The sequence below is a fragment of the Aeromonas sp. R7-1 genome (assembly GCF_040908115.1).
Taxonomy (GTDB): Bacteria; Pseudomonadota; Gammaproteobacteria; order Enterobacterales; family Aeromonadaceae; genus Aeromonas; species Aeromonas caviae.
In genome coordinates, this window is the sequence record NZ_JBFODD010000032.1 from 24,934 (window position 1) to 42,303 (window position 17,370).

The following is a 17,370-nucleotide window of genomic DNA, read 5'->3' on the forward strand; positions in this document are numbered from 1 at the left end:
TCTGGCGGCTCAGGCCGTATAATCCCCGCCTGTATAAATAAACAGGAGTGGTGATGGACGTTTCAACCCTGCTCGACGGGCTCAATGACAAGCAAAGAGACGCGGTGGCGGCCCCCCGTTGCAACCTGCTGGTGCTGGCCGGTGCCGGTTCGGGCAAGACCCGGGTGCTGGTGCACCGTATCGCCTGGCTGATGCAGGTGGAACGCTGTTCACCCTTCTCCATCATCGCGGTGACCTTTACCAACAAGGCGGCGGCCGAGATGCGTGGCCGGGTCGAGAAGGTGATCGGTGACGGCGTGCGCGGCATGTGGATCGGCACCTTCCACGGCATCGCCCACCGACTGCTGCGGGCCCACCATCTGGATGCGGGGCTGCCGCAGGATTTCCAGATCCTCGACTCCGACGACCAGTACCGCCTCATTCGCCGGGTGCTCAAGGCCCTCAACCTCGACGAGAAGCACTGGGCCCCGCGCGCCGTGATGGGCTACATCAACGGCAAGAAGGACGAGGGCTTGCGCCCCGGCGATATCGACCTCTACGGCGACCCCGTCACCCGCACCTATCAGCAGATCTACAAGACCTATCAGGAGACCTGCGATCGCTCCGGGCTGGTGGACTTCGCAGAACTCCTGCTGCGCGCCCACGAGCTGTGGCTGGGCAAGCCCCACATCCTCGAGCACTATCGCGACCGCTTCCAGAACATCCTGGTGGACGAGTTCCAGGATACCAACGGCATCCAGTACGCCTGGCTGCGGATGCTGGCCGGCGACACCGGCAAGGTGATGATCGTCGGCGACGATGACCAGTCCATCTACGGCTGGCGCGGCGCCAAGATTGAGAACATCCAGCGCTTCCTGACCGACTATGAGGGGGCGCAGACCATCCGCCTCGAGCAGAACTACCGCTCCACCGCCAACATCCTCAAAGCCGCCAACAGCGTCATCGCCAACAACGCCGAGCGCCTTGGCAAGGAGCTGTGGACCGAGGGCGCCGAGGGGGAGCCGATTTCCCTTTACGCCGCCTTCAACGAGGTGGACGAAGCCCGCTTCGTGGTCGGCCGCCTCAAGGACTGGAAAGAAAAGGGGGGTCTGCTCGCCGACTGCGCCATCCTCTATCGCTCCAACGCCCAGTCCCGGGTGCTGGAAGAGGCGCTGATGCAGGACGCCATGCCGTATCGCATCTACGGCGGCCTGCGCTTCTTCGAGCGCCAGGAAATCAAGGACGCCATGGCCTACCTGCGCCTTATCAACAACCGTGGCGACGACGCCAGCTTCGAGCGGGTGGTCAACACCCCGACCCGCGGCATCGGCGATCGCACTCTGGAGATACTGCGAAACAACGCCCGGGATCAGGGCCAGAACCTGTGGCAATCGGCCAAGGCCCTGCTCAATGACAAGGTGCTGACCGGTCGCGCCGGCAACGCGGTGCGCGGCTTTGTGGATCTCATCGACGCGCTGGAGGAGCAGGTCTCCCTGCTGCCCCTGCACCAGCAGGCGGATATCGCCATCCAGCACTCCGGCCTCAAGGCCATGTATCTGGCGGAGAAGGGCGAGAAATCCCAGGCGCGGGTAGAGAACCTGGACGAACTGGTCACCGCCTGCCGTCAGTACCAGCGCCCGGACGAGCTGGAGGACATGAGCGATCTCTCCGCCTTCCTCGCCCATGCGGCGCTGGAATCCGGCGAGAATCAGGCGGACGAATATGCCGACGCGGTACAGCTGATGACCTTGCACAGTGCCAAGGGGCTGGAATATCCCCTGGTGCTGCTGGTCGGCGTGGAAGAGGGCATGTTCCCCAGCCAGCAATCCACCGAGGAGTCGGGCCGCCTCGAGGAAGAGCGCCGCCTCTGTTACGTGGGCATGACCCGCGCCATGGAGAAGCTCTACATCTGTTATGCCGAGAGCCGCCGCATCTACGGCCGCGAGATGTTCCACAAGCCGAGCCGCTTTATCCGCGAGATGCCCGCCGAGTGTCTGGAGGAGATCCGGCTGCGCACCCAGGTCAGCCGCCCCACCCAGTACGGCCGCTTCAGCCAGAACGAGGTGCAGCAGAGCTTCGACGCCAGCGGCATCAAGCTCGGCCAGCGGGTACTCCATCCGAAATTCGGGGAAGGGATCGTGCTCAACTTCGAAGGGGTCGGCCAGCAGAGCCGGGTGCAGATCCAGTTCGACGACGTCGGTGCCAAGTGGCTGGTGACGGCCTATGCCCGCCTTGAGGCGCTGTAAGGCGCAGCGCACCCACCATCAATAGAAAAAGGAGCCGTTGGCTCCTTTTTTGTCAGGACTGTAGGTTCGATTAGCGAAGCGTAATCGGACGTTCGCGTCATGGGGAAATTGTGTGCCTGGTTGTTGGCAGCACGGCTGGCGCCGTGCTGGACGCGAGGGCTGGGCCCTCGACAGGGTTTCGCCCGCCCTTCGGGCTTGGGCGAGTGACTTTTCTTTGCGTGGCCAAAGAAAAGTCACCAAAAGAAAGGCGACCCCCGCCAATCCGCTGGCTTCGCCATCATCCTGATAGAGCCCCTAGCGTTACCTCTGACTCTCGGCAGTAAAGCAATTTTTGGTTCTGATTATGGGCTTCCCTAAAAAACCAACACAAAGTTCTTTAAGATAAAAACTACAGTATATTTATTAAATATGAACCCTATTTTGTATCCTTTGGTTTAATAATCACCTGCATATTTTTATTTTGAATGCTGACAAGAGAGTTTTTGTGGCCTTCAAAGTTGCCCCTCACATAGATTATGTCATGAGTATCCAAAACAACCTTTAGTGGTTTTGTTATACAGAGGTCCACTCTGCATTCTTTTATAAATTCATTTGGGAGTGTATTTTGCGGGGATCTACTTTTTGAGAAATAATATGAGCGCTCTATGCCTCCTCCTGCATTAATCAATGCAAATACCTTGGTGGCATTCTTAAAAGCTATGTCGGGATATAATGACAATATAAATCCAATTATGTATATTGGCGCTGCTGGTGTACTAATAAAATCTTTTATATATCCATCCTTGCTGTATTTTTTAGCATTTAACTCATAACCATTTCTCTTTCTCTGAGGGGAGATTATAAAATAATTCAGCGTAAAGAAAACTAAGCTTGCGATAATAAAGTTCATTGGGGAGTCAAAGCCTACCGTAAACGTTATATATGAATAGAAAATACTGTATGAAATTATGGAGAAGAAACCAAGATAAACAAACGTAATAAAATTTGCCCCTAATTTTGCAAAATAGTTGGCTTTATTTTCATGGTACTTTACATCTCTTCTGTCAGATAATAAATGAATTGAAAATAATAATGGCATTATTATGAATCCGGTAAATGTAATGCCACTGAGTGCATCATTAACAAATAATGCATAAAGAAATAGTGAGGGGGAGATAAAAAATATAAAATAGTTTGCAATACTTGATGCTTTTTTATTTTCTATGCAGAATGTTTTTTTGTAGAAAGCACTATGGTAATCAATTCTAAATGGGTCGGCAATAATCATAATTGACATTGATGAATAAAATAGAAAAATACCTGTAAGAAATATTCCAAGAATACCTAAAGATGAGAATATGGTAGGGAGAGAGCTAGAGTTCAATGGAAATGGAATGCCCTCATAATGTGTGAAAATTATAAAATAATAAATCCCCAATATGGTTGAGAAGAAAAATCCATTGCCAATGAAATTTCTTATGTATCTTATGTTAACATCCATTTAAATAACCGCCATTTAATTTGTTCGCTTATTGTGGTGTAGTTGAAAACCATTTGGGTTGATTATTCCAAATAACGATGAGTTAAGTGTTGTTTTTATAAATACTTCAGACTATACCGTCAATGCAACTACTAAAAGTGTAATTGGGCGATTGTGTATTCAGTCATTCGTCACATAACGATGGAAAGTGGAATACGGCCAATCGGCCACCTGAGTAACATAACCATGCTTGAATGGTTTGATATGGACATGATCCATATGGCGAATCCTGCTTATCCCGGATCAGATGTTCCCAATAATGGCGTTGCCAGATGCCTCGCTCTCCATAGCGCAGCTGTGTCTGGTAGGTTATCCGTGTCGTCACCAAAAAGGTTAGTGGCCCAAGATGCAGCTTTAACGGTGTTGCCAGTGACAGCATACTGCCCCGTCACCAGATGGGAGTCATTGATGTCTAAGTGGATACCGACACTGCGCCGGATGGGGCGCTGGTTTTTGCGAAAAACGGTGCTGGCGCTGCTGGCCAGCCTGCTGTTTATGATCTCGTTTACCCTGTTCCAATACGCATCCTGGTGGCCTGCACTGGCCGAGGATACGTCTCTCGAATGGAGTGGCTTCTCCCAAGGGCGGACCTTTGCCGAGCTGGCCCCGGCCATGCTGGAGTTCAGCGCCGTGCTTGCTTGTGCCTTCTGGCCGCTGTTTTTGCTGACGCCCTGCCCGCTGTTGCTGCCGCTCTTTGCCGGGCTCTGGTTGTGGCAGACCTATGACATCGCCTTTATGACGGCTACCGCCTCGACCTGGCTGCCTCACGAGATCATCCGAACCTTTATTCTGCCTCACTCCCATTGGCTACTGCTCACCCTGCTGGCGCCATTGCTGCTGATCCGCCAGCTCGGCAGGCGGCTTTTTGCTGATACATCCGCAACACAGGCAGGGGGCGTCATCCTGGACGACGGACGGTAGCCAGAGGGAGCGATCGATTACGCGATCGTCCGATTACGCTTCGCTAATCGAACCTACATGCAGGCGGGTTCCAACAGGTGAATGCCTCAAGCTCCTGCCTGTCTGACTTACCTCGGCTGAAACGCCTTGACGAGAAATTCGATAAAGAGCCGCACGTTGCGGGACTGCTCCTTGTGGAAGGGGTAGACGGCGAACAGGGCGTGGGGGTCGGGTTGCCAGTCGGGGAGCAGTCTGACCAGGGAGCCGTCCGACAGGTCGTTCGACACGAATTCATCCGGTACCAGGATCACCCCGAGCCCTTGCACCGCCGCCTGTTTCAGGGCGATGCCGTTGTTGGCGCAGAAGCTGGCGGGGGGCAGCTCTACCGCCACGCTCTCCGCGTCCCGAGTGAAGAACCACTTGTTGGGGGAGGAGGAGAGGCTGTAGCGCAGGCAGTTGTGGCCCTTGAGATCCGCCGGGTGGGCGGGCTGGCCCGCCTCCTTCAGGTAATCGGGGGCGGCGCAGAGCACCCGCTGCACCTCGCACAGGGGTTTGGCGCGCAGGGTAGAGTCCTCCAGGGTGCCTGCCCCCCGGATCACCACGTCCAGCCCCTGATCCACCAGATCCATGTAGGCGTCGCTCAGGATCACCTCGATGCCGATTTCCGGATAGCGGCGCTGGAATTCGCAGACGAGGGGGTTGAGGCGGATCAGCCCGTAGGACATGGGCATGCCGATCCTCAGCCTGCCCCTGGGGGTGAAGGAGGCGGCCATGATGGACTGGTCGGCGGCCTCCAGGCTGTCCAGCACGGCGCATATCTGGCCGTAATAGGCCATGCCCGATTCGGTGACGCTCAGCCGCCGGGTGGTGCGGTTGATCAGCGCAATGCCGAGATAGGCCTCCAGCTCGTTGATGTTCTTGCTGACCGCCGCCTGGGAGAGGCGCAGGTCGTCCGCCGCCGCCCTGAAGGTGCCCATTTCCACCACCCGGCGAAAGACGTTCAGCGCCGTGATCTTGTTCATCCTGCCCCCGTTAATTCACTACTGGTAAATGATGGCGCCATCATTGCGCACTTTTATCACAATAGTGCGGTTCCCCGGGGTGTCCACCCCCCATCCCCCGCCAGACATAGAGCTGCCCGTGGCAGACCGGCCCGGATCATGGCCCTCCGGGCGTGGCAGAGAAGCAGACGAAAGAGAGGCGATGGGCCCAGGGCACCCCGGCCCGTGATGGCAGGCATAAAAGCAGGCGGCAGGGCCCGGGCCTCGCCGCCAGATGACACGCACCGGCTTACTGCACCTTGCCGGGGGCGGGGGGCAGGGTGATGCCGACATCGGCCCAGGGGTTGGTGCCAAGCAACTGGGCGTGGGGCACGTCCGCCTGGTAGCGCATGGTGAACGCTCTGGGGCCGTGGGCGAAGGCCACCAGCAGCCCCTGTTTTGCGTCCATCAACCCGGCGTGCATGCCGAGCCCGTGATAGCTGACTCGCACCGCCTTGTCCTCCAGGCCCACCTTGTCTATCTGGAAGCGGGCGATGCTGCCGTCTTTGAGGGTAAAGCCCCAGCGGAAGGGGCCGCCGCTGACCACCGTCATCACCTCGTCGATGTCGGTGCCGTCCTCGGCGGAGTTGACGTGCATGCGGCCATATTTGCCGAGCACGGCGCTGCGGGTGCGCTCGTCCAGCGCCATCAGGTCATAGACCTTGGGGTAGGGGCCGACGTCGGTCTCCTCGGTGGCGACGCCGCCCCCTTGCACCGCAGGCTCGCGCCCTGCGAGCCTGGCCTGATCCAGCAGTTCCCCCTGACTCAGGTTGAAGGCCGCAATCAGGGCGCCGTGCTCCGCTTTGGTCAGGGCGCGGCGGTGGGAGGCTTCAAGCAGCGGCCTGGCGGCCTCGGGGATGTCGACGGTGACCACGTTGACGCCGATGGGGTTGAGTGCGTTGTTGACCGCTTCGATGCCGGTCACGGCGGGGCGGCCATCGCTGAACTGCACCGAGACGATGTCACCGGCGAAGGTGTTGAAAGAGAAGGCCGAGGCGAGGGTGCCGGCCAGCAACGGGATAGGGGTGAGTTTCATACAAGACTCCTCGTTAAGGTTCGAGAAGCAGTCTAGGGCGGTGATGTGTTCACTGAAATGGCACTCGGATGATATGAAAATTCACTGACAGTAATGAATGGCAGAGCAAAGGGACGAGCACGCCTGCCAGGTGCACCATGCTGCGTCACAAGCAGGGTGAAAAAAGCACAAAAAGTGATGATCCAGTCATTAGCGAGATGCATATGCCCGTGGGGACCAACCAATGGAGAATGACCAGATGAAATGGATTCAACGTTGTGCCGCACTTGCAATGATATTGGGTCTGACTGCGTGCGGAGGCAGTGACAATGACAGCAGTCCGCCCAATGCGGCCATCAGGATCAGCCACCTCGCCCCCGATGCCCCCAGGGTGAATGTCAATGTCGATGGGGCTGCCTTCCTGACGGCCGTTGATTTTGGCTCGAGCAGCGGGCTCAAGCCGGTGGCGGCTGGCAGCCACGAGGTGGCAGTGGACGGGATTTTGCCGAGCGGTACCGCGACGGTCATCGGGCCGGTCTCCCTCGATCTCAAACCCGACACCCAGTACGACGTGCTGGCCGTGGGTAAACTGACGGGCAGCGGCGATACCGCGTTTGGCCCGCTGGTGATTGAACGGCCGGACCAGATGCCCGCTGGCGGCGAGATCCGGGTGCAGGTCGTGCATGCCGCCCCGAGCGCACCTGCGGTGGATGTTCATGTCACCGCTCCCGGTGCCGCATTGGGCAGTCCGACGCTGTCCGGCATTCCCTTCAAGACCTATAGCGATCCCCTGACTCTGCCGGCCGGGGAGTATCAGGTCAGGCTGACGCTGCCGGGCAGCAGCGATGTGGTGTATGACTCGGGTCCATTGCCTCTCACCGGCGGTGCGGATCTGCTGATTGCGGCGATCGACAACCTGGGGGCGGGGCCAAGCCCGGTCAAGCTGCTTGCCATCGACAGCACTGGTGCAACCCCTCTCCTGTCTGTGGATGAGCAGGCCCAGCTGAGGGTGGTCCATGGGGTTGCTGACGCCCCGGCCGTGGATATCCGGGTCAATGGTGCCGCACCGACCGCCGCTCCGTTGCAGGGGCTGGCGTTCAAGGGAAATACCGGATATCTGGATCTGGCGGCGGCGGATTATGATTTTGTGGTCACGCCGACGGGCGCCACGACCCCTGAAGTGATCAATGCCAGCGACGTGCCGCTCAAGGCGGGCACCCGCTACTCCCTGTTTGCCGTCGGCCAGTTGCTGGATCCCGCTGGCGAAACCATTGAGCCCTTGCTGCTGACGGACACGGGCCGCGCGGTGGCGACAGAGGCGCAGCTTCGCGTGCTTCATGCGGCACCCACGGCTCCGGCAGTGGACGTTTATCTGACGACGGGGTCAGACATCAGCGCCAGCACCCCCGTGCTCAAGGCTGTGCCCTTCAAGGGGGACAGCGGGTATCTTGCGGTTGCCGCCGGTGACTACTTTGTCACCGTCACCGCCTCGGGTGACAAGAGCCCGGTCATTGGCCCCCTGCCGGTCACCTTGTCGACCAGCCAGGTATTAACTGCGGCAGCCTTGTCTGACAGCGTCGGGGGCGTCGATCCCGAGTTGCTGATCCTGGAAGACATCAGCAGCAGTCAATAACCCCCTCTCTCATCAAGAGCAGGGGTGACTGGACCCGGACTGAACTGTCAGTCCGGGTCTTTTTATGGCCTGCCGCTGGCTAGGTGGGGATCCTGGCAGTCCGGGGATGACCAGAAAGAGTCGGCCCGGCATAGAGCCGTCAGGCCCGGGTTGTGGTATGACTCGGGGCGTCACCAAACATAACCTGTCGGAGGACGAGACAATGCTGGCGTTGATCACCACGGCGCACCACACCTGCTACCCCAATCCCATCGCCTTTCGGGCCGGAGAGCGGGTGCGCATCGGCCACGAGGACGACGAGTTCCCGGGCTGGGTGCGCACCTTTACCGCAGACGGCAACGAGGGGTGGGCGCCCCTGTCCCTGCTGACCCCGATCGGCGCCGGCGAGGCGCAGGCGCGCCAGGACTATACCGCCCGGGAGCTGGATGTGGCGGTGGGGGAGCGGGTACGGGTGGATCGGGAGCTGGCAGGCTGGCTCTGGGTTCACAACGAAGCGGGGGGCTCAGGCTGGATCCCGGCCAGCTGCATCGCCTCGCCCTCATAAGGTGCAGCGGCTCGGAGAAGGAGTCGAGATCGGAGAGAGAAACCCGGCCAGCGACATGGCGTGCGGCCGGGTGAATTGTAAAGAGTAGGGTGACGGAAAACGGGATCAGCCTAGTCTAATCAACTCGATGGGGGCGTAGCGCTCCTGGCTGTTCGTCAGCAGCACGCACTTCTCATGTTCCGCCTCATAGGGGGTCAGGTTGTCGGTGTGCGCCTCCTTGAGGGTGTCGACTGCGCCGGTGGCGGCAATCATCACCCGTTGGCCCAGGGTCAGCACATTGCGGTTTCGATCGTAGATCTTCATGGCATTCTCCTTGTGGGATGGGTGCCCCGGCCCGTGCCGGGGCAACGGGCTCCAGACTACGCCCCTCGAAAAACGAGATGCCTGTCACAGATCAAAAAAAGGGGAAAGAGGGACTCGGTGCGGCGACGGGGCGCGGCGTTCTGGCCTCGCAGCCCGCCGGTGATCGCCACCGCCTGTCGCAGGGCAAGGAGGACGTCCCCGCTTTTCATCCCCTCGGGCTCGAACTGCAAGGGGGATGCGCTATAGTGGAGCCGCTCGTTTTACTGCCTTCAACCAACCGAGAGTGCATTATGAATCGTGATATCGCAGCCCAGTTCATCAAGATGCTGACCAACCTGGACCAGTGTCTGGCCAAGGCCGAGGCCCACGCCGAGGCGAAGAAATTCAACGTGGAGAACTTCTTCAATGAGCGCCTCATCGTCGACATGCTGCCCCTGAGCAAGCAGGTGCTGATCTGCTGCGACAGCGCCCGCGCCGTGGTGGCCACCGCCAGCCTGAGCGAGCCGCCGGTGCTGGGGGATGATCCCAAGACCATGGCGGATCTGCGCGCCCACGTGGCCAAGACCATCGCCTATCTGCAAGGCAAGCTGGACGCCGATTTCAGCCAGTATGCGAGCGGCCACTACTACCCCTACTGGGCCGGTGGCAAGGGGATGGACGGCCACAGCTGTGTCCACGAGTACGGCATCCCGAACTTCTACTTCCACCTCACCATGACCTATGCCCTGCTGCGCCAGGCCGGGGTGGATCTGGGCAAGCGGGATTACCTGGGCGGTCTGAACCTGCAATAAGCCGTGCTTCAGCGACGACAAAGCCTGCCCCCTGGCAGGCTTTGTCGTTTTCGGCCCGGCTCAGCGCCCCAGGTTGTCGGCCAGTTGCTTGGCGCGACTTGCGGCCCACTGATCGATCATCTTCTCCATCTCCTCGGCGGTGATGGGGGAATCCTTGTGGGTGGTGTCCGGGCTCTCGCGTGCGTCCATCACCCGCACCAGCAGCTTGCCGCTCTGGGCGTCGAGCAACTGGGCCATGCTGCCCACCTTGAGCAGATAGGGCTCCTTGCCTATTACCTCGCGGGTGACGTTGATGGCGATCTTGGCGGGCAGCAGATCCCGCAGCTTGGGGTCGGGCCGGGTCAGGTCGAAGTTGGTGATGGCCGCCTGCACCCGCATCACGCCGGGACCGGGTTCGGTAGCCATCTTGACGCCGTGGCTCATCAGCTCCCGCTGGAAGGTGGCGTGGTAGTAGCGGCCTATCTCGTTCTGCTCGTTGGCAGTCAGCAGATACCACTGGCCGTTCTCCTGGCGGATGAATTGCAAGGGATCGAGCAGTACCGCGTGGTACTGGCGCAGATCCACGCCGGGCTCCTTGTAGATACGCTGGTTGGGGTTGCTCTCGCTTTGCTGGAAGGCGGTGAGCGGGATCGCCTGCAGGCTGTGGGTGACCTGGTTCTTCACGGCGCACCCGCCCAGCAGGGCGGCGGCCATGGTCATCATCAAGACTCGTTTCATGGGGGCTCCTGGCGGTGGATGGTCGCTGCAAGAACACAGCCCGCCCTGCCCACAGAGATACCTGATCAGGCCCCTCTCTCACAAGGGGTATCTGTGCGGGGGCCACCGGGGGAGCCCCCGTGTCGGGTCACTCGGCGGGGATCTCGGGCTCCACCAGGGTGGCGAGCTGCATCAGGGACTCCTGCCAGCCGAGGTAGCACATCTCCACCGGGATGACCGCCGGAATACCCGCCTGTTCGATGGCGAGATCGGTGCCGCACAGCACCTGGGTGAGGGTGATGGTGACCTGCATCTCCCCCGGCAGGTTGGGGTCGTCGAAGCGGTCGGTGTAGCGGATGCGCTTGCCCGGCTCCAGCGCGAGATACTCGCCGCCGAAGGCGTGGGTGTGGCCGCTGGCGAAGTGGGTGAACGACATCCTGAACTGGCCGCCGACCCTGGCATCCAGCGCCGCCACCTTGCAGGTGAAGCCATGGGGGGGCAGCCATTTGGCCAGGGCGTCTGCCTCCACAAAGGCCTGGTAAACCCGCTGTGGCGGGGCCTTGAGTACGCGATGCAGAGTGACTGTGTTCATGGGGGACTCCTCTTGGTGGCAACAGGGACGGGTCGCAGCAAGGATAGCCGTCATCCCCGTGGCCTGCGGGGGGCGTCGCCTCCTTTCGCCTGCAGAGAGGATTTTTCGTTTTCTCTTCAAGGAGTTGATCAAGATAGAGGTTATTGTCACCGTTCGCTCATATAATCGCCGCCATGCAAGCGACTCGGAAGGATTCGATGACACAGCTGATGGCGGCCCTGCTGGGGTTGTTTTACGCCAGCCTGATCTGGGCGGCGCCCGTCCCCTTCGTGACGGCCCCCGGCCCCCATGCCACGCAGGGGAGGCTGGAGCCCCTGCTCTCCTGGTTCTCGGGGGAGTTTTCCAGCCAGGAGCAGGCCACTTTCGATGCCCGCTTCACCAGCGCCGAGCTGCGGCTGGTGGAGATCTGGCCCGGGGAGGGCCCCTTCCGCTGGGTCTATGCGGAGCAGTTTCTGACCGAACGGGCGCAGCGACCGTTTCGCCAGCGCATCTACCGCTTCTCCTCCCTGCCCGATGGCCGCATCCTGATGGCCGAACTGACCATGCCGAGGGCCACGGATTTTGCCGGCGCCTGGCGTCGGCCCGAGCTGCTCGACTCCCTCACCCCGCAGCAACTCTCCCTGCGCGAAGGGTGCGAGATCTGGCTGACCCGCCAGCCGGGCGGGGAGTACAAGGGACAGACTCGGGTCGGGCATTGCGCCACCGATTTTGGCGGTGCCACCACCCTGGTGCAGTACCTCTGGATCGGCCCGGACAGCGTCCGGTTGCTGGACAGGGCCTATGACAACGGCGCCCATCAGCGCTGGGGCAGCCCGGGGGAGGGTTACGTCTACCTGCGCAAGGGGATGCGGCGCGGGGAGTAGTCGCGCCGTCCGTCAAGGCCCCTCCCTGCTTGCCGCCAACAAGGATGTGCCGGTCAGGCCGCTGGCCAGTGCCCCTGCAGATCCACCAGGATGGAGAGGCTGACCGCGCCAAACAGCAGGCCCGTCATCAGGTTGAGCGGGCGCTGGATGCGGCCGAGCAGGTGCTGGGCGCGGGGGGTGGAGAGGCTCCAGGCCAGGGCGCTGAACCAGACGAGGGAGAGCAGGAACAGCTCCAGGATCAGCAATCCCCGGGTCAGGCCATCCACCTGGGGTGTCACCATGGCGGCCAGCAGCCCCATGAAGAACAGCATCGCCTTGGGGTTGAGCAGATTGGTGGCCAGCCCGCACTTCACCCCCTTGCGCCAGCCCGGCCGCTCGCCTCCGGCGCGCAGCGCCAGATCCCCGCTTCCCTGCCAGGCCGCTTTCAGCGCCCCCCAGCCCAGCCAGCCCAGATAGAGGGCACCCACCAGTTTCACGGCGAGAAAGAGCCAGGGCTGGCTTGCGATCAGCAGGCTGATGCCGGTCAGGCTCAGGGTGGCGTGGAGCAGGATGGCGAGGGCGATGCCAAGGGCCGCTCCGAGGGCGGTGGGCCTGTGCAGGCTGGTGCGCAGGATGAGCGCGAAATCCGGGCCCGGGCTCGCCAGGGCGACGAGGTGGACGAGACCCAGGGTCAGAAACAGGCTGGTGAACATAAAAGACCTCCGACAGCGGTATGGAGGTGACAGCATGGGGCAGGACGGGGGACGGGAGATTGTAAAAGATTGCAGCGGCGACGATTCAGGCGGGCAGCATCTGCTGGCGATACTCCGCCGGGGTGAGCCCGAAGGCCTGACGAAAACCGTGGTGGAAGTGGCTCTGATCGAAGAAGCCCACCGCCAGTGCCACCTCGCTCACCGGCAGACCGCTGCCGAGCAGGCGCTTGCCCTGTTCGAGGCGCAGCCGCTTGAGCCAGGCATAGGGGGTCATGCCGGTCTTCTTCTTGAACTGACGGAGGAAGGCGAAGCGATCCAGCCCGAACAGGGCGGCCAGGTCCTCCAGGGTGTGGCGCTCGTCCAGCCGGGCCAGCAGATGGTCGCGCAGGAACCTGAGCTGGGGATCCGCCAGGGCGTGGCGCTCGGGGGCGAGCCGGAACAGTTCGCCCAGTAGGGCCAGCAACTGGCTCTCCGCCAGCAGGCCGTCGGGGGAAGGGCCGTCCAGGTGCATGTGCAGGCGGGCAAAGCCCTGATAGAGGTCGGGGCGGCTCTGCAATCCCTGGTGGAAAAAGGGCTCGGGGTGTTCCGGCAGCCAGCGGGCCAGCTGCTCGGGGGCGATGGAGAAGACCCGCACCTCGTACCCTTCCGGCAGCAGGCTGAGGCCGTCGTGCATCTCGTCCGGGTTGACGGTGGAGAGTTCGCCGCGCACCAGGTTGTGGCTGTTCCCCTTGTGGATGAACTTCTGGCCGCCCCGCTGCACCAGACCGATGTGGTAGTCCAGATGCACGTGGCGGCCATAGCTGAACTCCCTGTGGTGGGAGTGGGAGAGTTCAACCCCCGGCAGCAGCCGGGATTGCCAGTAGTGGATGCGGGATTGGGGTGCGTTCATCCCCTATTGATACCCCGAAAGCGGCCCCTTGGCTTGTAGATTATTGCGCTGGCGCCTCAGCCGACCTCCTGGCGCCGCTTGCCGCTGCGCAGGCCATCCAGGCTGAACAGCACCAGGGCGCTCCAGATGCAGCCAAAGGTGATCATCTTGTCCAGCGCCAGCGCCTCGCCATACAGGGTCACCGCCAGGATGAACATCAGGCTGGGGCCTATGTACTGGAAGAAGCCCAGGGTGGAGAGCTTGAGCCGGGTGGCCGCCGCGGTGAAGCAGAGCAGGGGGGCCGTGGTGACGGCGCCCGCGGCGATGAGCAGCAGGTTCAGGTGCCAGTCATTCTGGGTGAGGTGGCTGGTGGGGCTGTCGGCGATGCCCCACAGATAGAAGGCGGCTGGCGGCAGCATGATCAGGGTCTCGATGAGCAGGCCGGTGAGGGCGTCCAGGGCCAGTTTCTTGCGAATGAGGCCGTAGATGGCGAAGCTCGAGGCCAGCACCAGGGCTATCCAGGGCAGGGAGCCGAAGGCGATGAGCTGGACGGCGACACCGACAAAGGCGAGCCCCACCGCCCACCACTGCAGGCGGCGCAGCTTCTCGCTCAGAAACACCATGCCGAGCAGCACGTTGAACAGGGGGTTGATGTAGTAGCCCAGGCTCGCATCCAGCATGTGGCCGTTGTTGATGGCCCAGATGAACAGCAGCCAGTTGCCGCCGACGGTGACGGAGGTGAAGGCCAGGGTGAGCAGCACCTTGGGCTGGCGCAGCACCGCCTGCACCTTGTGCCACTGGCGTCCGAGCAGCACCAGCACCATCAGCAGGGCGCAGGACCAGATCATGCGGTGGGTCAGGATCTCGGCGGCCGGCACGGCGGAGAGGGACTTGAAGTAGATGGGTGCCAGGCCCCAAAGGGTGTAGGCGCCGAGGGCATAGAGGACGCCCTGGCGCTGGATCTGTTGTTGCATGCGGATAACCTTCACTGGAGTGCGGATGTCGGGAAACATCGCAAAAAGTCAGTGTAGCGATCCTTTTGCAGGGAAAGAAGACAATAAATGGGTCTGACGGGATTTTAACAGCAGGAGCGACTTCAGCGACCGCCCCCGCGGCGGATCTTCTCCACGTCCATCAGCAGCCACAGCATGAGGGCGATGGCGGAGATCCAGGGGCCCCAGGTGACATAGGCTTCCCCCTGGCCCAGCACGAAGAACAACAGCGGCAGTCCCACCACCAGAAACAGTACACTTCCCAGAAAAAACAGCATTTTTATCTTTAAATTTAATGGCTTGCTATTTGACGATTATATCGATTGAGCGAGGGGATAAAAGAGTAAAAATGAGAAAGGGGGATTTCTCCCCCCTGTTTTGTTGATAAGCGTCATTTATGACGTTATTCGAGCTGGATCCAGGTGCTTTTCAGCTCGGTGTACTTCTCCAGGGCGTGCAGGGACTTGTCGCGCCCGTTGCCGGACTGCTTGAAGCCGCCAAACGGCATGGTCATGTCGCCGCCATCCCAGTTGTTGACGAAGACGGTGCCGGCGCGCAGGGCGCGGGAGCCCTTCACCGCCTGGTTGAGATCCGCCGTCCAGATGGCGGCCGCCAGGCCGTAGTCGGTGTCGTTGCCAAGGGCGATGGCCTCTTCCAGGGTGTCGAAGCCGGTCACCGCCAGCACGGGGCCGAAGATCTCCTCGCGGAAGATGCGCATCGTCGGGGTCACGTCGTCAAAGATGGTGGGTTCGATGTAGTAGCCGCCCTCCTCGGGCTGGGTGCGCTTGCCCCCCAGCAGCAGCTTGGCGCCCTCCTGCTGGCCGATGGCGATGTAGTTGAGGACCTGCTCCATCTGGATGTGGTCCACCATGGCGCCGATGCGGGTGGTGGGGTCGAGCGGGTTGGCCGAGATCCATTCGCGGGCGTGGGCCAGCAGCCGCTCCATGAACTGGGGCTTGATGCTGTTTTGCACCAGCAGGCGGGAGGCGGCGGTGCACACTTCCCCCTGGTTGTAGAAGATGGCGCCGACGGCGCTGCGGGCGGCGGCATCCAGATCCGGTGCATCCGCCAGCACGATGTTGGGGCTCTTGCCGCCGCACTCCATAAAGGCGCGCTTGAGGTTGGACTTGCCGGAGCACTGCACCAGGTGCTTGCCGATCTTGGTGGAGCCGGTGAAGGTGATGCAGTCGACGTCCATGTGCATGGCCAGCGCCTCGCCCACGGTGTGACCAAAGCCCGGCAGCACGTTGAACACGCCGTCGGGGATGCCCGCCTCCTTCGCCAGACCCGCGATGCGCAGGGCGGTGAGGGGGGATTTCTCGGAGGGTTTGAGGATCACCGAGTTGCCGGTGGCGAGCGCCGGGCCCAGCTTCCAGCAGGCCATCACCAGGGGGAAGTTCCAGGGCACGATGGCGGCCACGACACCGAGGGGCTCGCGGGTCACCAGGGCCAGGGCGGACTCTTCCACCGGGGCGACCTGATCGTAGATCTTGTCTATCGCCTCGGCGTTCCAGGCGATGCAGTTCGCGGCGGCGGGGGCGTCATACCCCATGGCGTCGCCGATGGGCTTGCCCATATCCAGCGACTCCAGCAGTGCCAGCTCCACCAGGTTCAGGCGCATCAGCTCGGCGAAGCGCTGCATGATAAGCTTGCGCTGCTTTGGAGAGAGGCCGCACCAGCGCTTGTCGTCGAAGGCGGCACGGGCCGCCTTGACCGCCAGCTCGGCATCGGCGGCGTCGCAGGAGGCGACCCTGGTCAGCAGTTGGCCGTTGGCCGGATTGATGCAATCGAAGGTGGCGCCGTTGACGGCATCCCGGTAGGTGCCGTCGATAAAGGCTTGCGAGGGCAGGGTCAGATGGGCGGCCTTGTGTTGCCACTGGGCCAGGGTCAGGTCACTCATGTTCACTCCTTGAACCGGCAGAAAGTCAGTCTCCGCGTATCAATATGCTAAACATCCTGCCGCTTGTAAATCCATCTTGTAACAATTCATTAAACACTGACCCCGAACAACCCGGGCCAACGGCGGGGCAAACTGGGCGCCCTGGCCTGTGGTGTCGGGGGTCGCGCGGCGGGGCGGGAGCCCGTGTCGCTGGCCTGATCCCTGGGCTGGGCAGGGGGGATCCCGGCGGGCTGTTACGGGAGAAGGCCCGTCAGAAGCTGGCGGGCGTGTTGGCCGAGATCAGCACGCACTCCTGATCCCCCACGTTGCGAAAACGGTGGGGAGTGCGGCTGTCGAAGTAGTAGCCATCCCCCGGTGCCAGCAGGTGAACCTGCTCGCCTACCGTGACTTCCACCTGACCCCGGATGACGATGCCGCACTCTTCCCCTTCGTGACTCAGCATGTCGTCACCGGTGTCGGCGCCCGGGGGCAGTATCTCCTGCATCATGCCGATGGCGCGGTTGGCGCGGCTGTGACCCACCAGACGGTAGCTGATGGGGTGGGTGCCGAGATCCGGCATGTCGTCCGCACGGAAGATCACCTCGGAATCCATCTCCGTCTCGTCGGTGAAGAAGCTGGCCAATGACATGGGGATGCCTTCCAGCACCTTGCGCAGGGAGGCCACCGAGGGGCTCACCTGATTTTTCTCGATCTGGGAGATAAAGCCGTTGGTCACACCGGAGCGTTTTGCCAGCTCGCGCTGGGAGAGGGCCGCCTTGGTGCGAACCGCCTTGAGGCGGTGACCGATATCCATCGAT

General features: G+C 61.3%; 18 protein-coding genes. 6 read left to right on the plus strand and 12 right to left on the minus strand.

The window, feature by feature from the left end; genetic code table 11:
- The first annotated feature begins 53 nt into the window (after positions 1 to 53).
- A complete protein-coding gene (gene uvrD, locus AB5Y51_RS07150; protein WP_324047330.1) occupies positions 54 to 2,225 on the plus strand; it encodes a DNA helicase II in 2,172 nt (723 codons plus the stop codon).
- 415 nt (positions 2,226 to 2,640) lie between these two features.
- Here uvrD and AB5Y51_RS07155 read toward each other — a convergent pair whose 3' ends face one another.
- Positions 2,641 to 3,705, minus strand: a complete 1,065-nt coding sequence (locus tag AB5Y51_RS07155; protein ID WP_270830029.1) for a hypothetical protein — start codon at positions 3,703 to 3,705, stop codon at positions 2,641 to 2,643.
- 447 nt (positions 3,706 to 4,152) lie between these two features.
- Between AB5Y51_RS07155 and AB5Y51_RS07160 the strand changes: the two genes are divergently transcribed.
- Entirely contained in the window at positions 4,153 to 4,665 is a 513-nt protein-coding gene (locus AB5Y51_RS07160; protein WP_368178220.1) for a hypothetical protein, read from the plus strand.
- 107 nt (positions 4,666 to 4,772) lie between these two features.
- Here AB5Y51_RS07160 and AB5Y51_RS07165 read toward each other — a convergent pair whose 3' ends face one another.
- On the minus strand, positions 4,773 to 5,666 hold the full coding sequence (locus AB5Y51_RS07165; RefSeq protein ID WP_368178221.1) for a LysR family transcriptional regulator: 894 nt from the start codon (positions 5,664 to 5,666) through the stop codon (positions 4,773 to 4,775).
- 268 nt (positions 5,667 to 5,934) lie between these two features.
- A complete protein-coding gene (locus AB5Y51_RS07170) occupies positions 5,935 to 6,720 on the minus strand; it encodes a hypothetical protein (protein WP_368178222.1) in 786 nt (261 codons plus the stop codon).
- A 238-nt stretch (positions 6,721 to 6,958) separates the two neighbouring features.
- Here AB5Y51_RS07170 and AB5Y51_RS07175 point away from each other — a divergent pair, with 238 nt between their 5' ends.
- Both AB5Y51_RS07175 and AB5Y51_RS07180 read left to right on the plus strand, forming a co-directional pair.
- Positions 6,959 to 8,332 (plus strand): DUF4397 domain-containing protein, encoded by a 1,374-nt coding sequence (locus tag AB5Y51_RS07175; RefSeq protein WP_041214102.1) that lies wholly within the window; start codon positions 6,959 to 6,961, stop codon positions 8,330 to 8,332.
- Positions 8,333 to 8,534: 202 nt separating this feature from the next.
- The gene (locus AB5Y51_RS07180; protein ID WP_048209201.1) at positions 8,535 to 8,876 is read left to right on the plus strand and encodes an SH3 domain-containing protein; all 342 of its coding nucleotides are present in this window, start codon (positions 8,535 to 8,537) and stop codon (positions 8,874 to 8,876) included.
- Positions 8,877 to 8,981: 105 nt separating this feature from the next.
- On the opposite strand, the gene ydfZ is transcribed toward AB5Y51_RS07180, so the two are convergent.
- Entirely contained in the window at positions 8,982 to 9,179 is a 198-nt protein-coding gene (gene ydfZ, locus AB5Y51_RS07185) for a putative selenium delivery protein YdfZ (protein WP_010672483.1), read from the minus strand.
- A 290-nt stretch (positions 9,180 to 9,469) separates the two neighbouring features.
- Between ydfZ and AB5Y51_RS07190 the strand changes: the two genes are divergently transcribed.
- The gene (locus AB5Y51_RS07190) at positions 9,470 to 9,970 is read left to right on the plus strand and encodes a DUF1993 domain-containing protein (RefSeq protein ID WP_042882230.1); all 501 of its coding nucleotides are present in this window, start codon (positions 9,470 to 9,472) and stop codon (positions 9,968 to 9,970) included.
- 60 nt (positions 9,971 to 10,030) lie between these two features.
- Here AB5Y51_RS07190 and AB5Y51_RS07195 read toward each other — a convergent pair whose 3' ends face one another.
- Together AB5Y51_RS07195 and AB5Y51_RS07200 are read right to left on the minus strand one after the other, a co-directional pair.
- Positions 10,031 to 10,687, minus strand: a complete 657-nt coding sequence (locus AB5Y51_RS07195) for a DUF3313 domain-containing protein (protein ID WP_039039532.1) — start codon at positions 10,685 to 10,687, stop codon at positions 10,031 to 10,033.
- Between the two features lie 127 nt (positions 10,688 to 10,814).
- Positions 10,815 to 11,258 carry an SRPBCC family protein gene (locus AB5Y51_RS07200; protein ID WP_045522445.1) on the minus strand — a complete coding sequence of 148 codons (444 nt, stop codon included), beginning with the start codon at positions 11,256 to 11,258 and terminating at the stop codon, positions 10,815 to 10,817.
- A 197-nt stretch (positions 11,259 to 11,455) separates the two neighbouring features.
- Here AB5Y51_RS07200 and AB5Y51_RS07205 point away from each other — a divergent pair, with 197 nt between their 5' ends.
- Complete coding sequence (locus AB5Y51_RS07205; RefSeq protein ID WP_041212148.1) at positions 11,456 to 12,121, plus strand: chromophore lyase CpcT/CpeT; 666 nt, start codon at positions 11,456 to 11,458, stop codon at positions 12,119 to 12,121.
- Between the two features lie 53 nt (positions 12,122 to 12,174).
- Here the strand turns inward: AB5Y51_RS07205 and AB5Y51_RS07210 are convergent, their stop codons facing one another.
- The 6 genes from AB5Y51_RS07210 to AB5Y51_RS07235 form a co-directional block, all read right to left on the minus strand.
- Complete coding sequence (locus tag AB5Y51_RS07210; RefSeq protein ID WP_323880337.1) at positions 12,175 to 12,813, minus strand: LysE family transporter; 639 nt, start codon at positions 12,811 to 12,813, stop codon at positions 12,175 to 12,177.
- An 85-nt stretch (positions 12,814 to 12,898) separates the two neighbouring features.
- On the minus strand, positions 12,899 to 13,702 hold the full coding sequence (locus AB5Y51_RS07215; RefSeq protein ID WP_049636721.1) for an AraC family transcriptional regulator: 804 nt from the start codon (positions 13,700 to 13,702) through the stop codon (positions 12,899 to 12,901).
- A 56-nt stretch (positions 13,703 to 13,758) separates the two neighbouring features.
- Entirely contained in the window at positions 13,759 to 14,655 is an 897-nt protein-coding gene (gene rarD / locus AB5Y51_RS07220; RefSeq protein WP_039039527.1) for an EamA family transporter RarD, read from the minus strand.
- A gap of 122 nt (positions 14,656 to 14,777) precedes the next feature.
- Positions 14,778 to 14,951, minus strand: coding sequence for a hypothetical protein (locus tag AB5Y51_RS07225; RefSeq protein ID WP_010672491.1), 174 nt, complete (start codon positions 14,949 to 14,951; stop codon positions 14,778 to 14,780).
- Between the two features lie 125 nt (positions 14,952 to 15,076).
- Entirely contained in the window at positions 15,077 to 16,573 is a 1,497-nt protein-coding gene (locus AB5Y51_RS07230) for an aldehyde dehydrogenase (RefSeq protein ID WP_039039526.1), read from the minus strand.
- A 250-nt stretch (positions 16,574 to 16,823) separates the two neighbouring features.
- Entirely contained in the window at positions 16,824 to 17,366 is a 543-nt protein-coding gene (locus tag AB5Y51_RS07235; RefSeq protein WP_010672493.1) for a cupin domain-containing protein, read from the minus strand.
- Positions 17,367 to 17,370 lie beyond the last annotated feature (4 nt).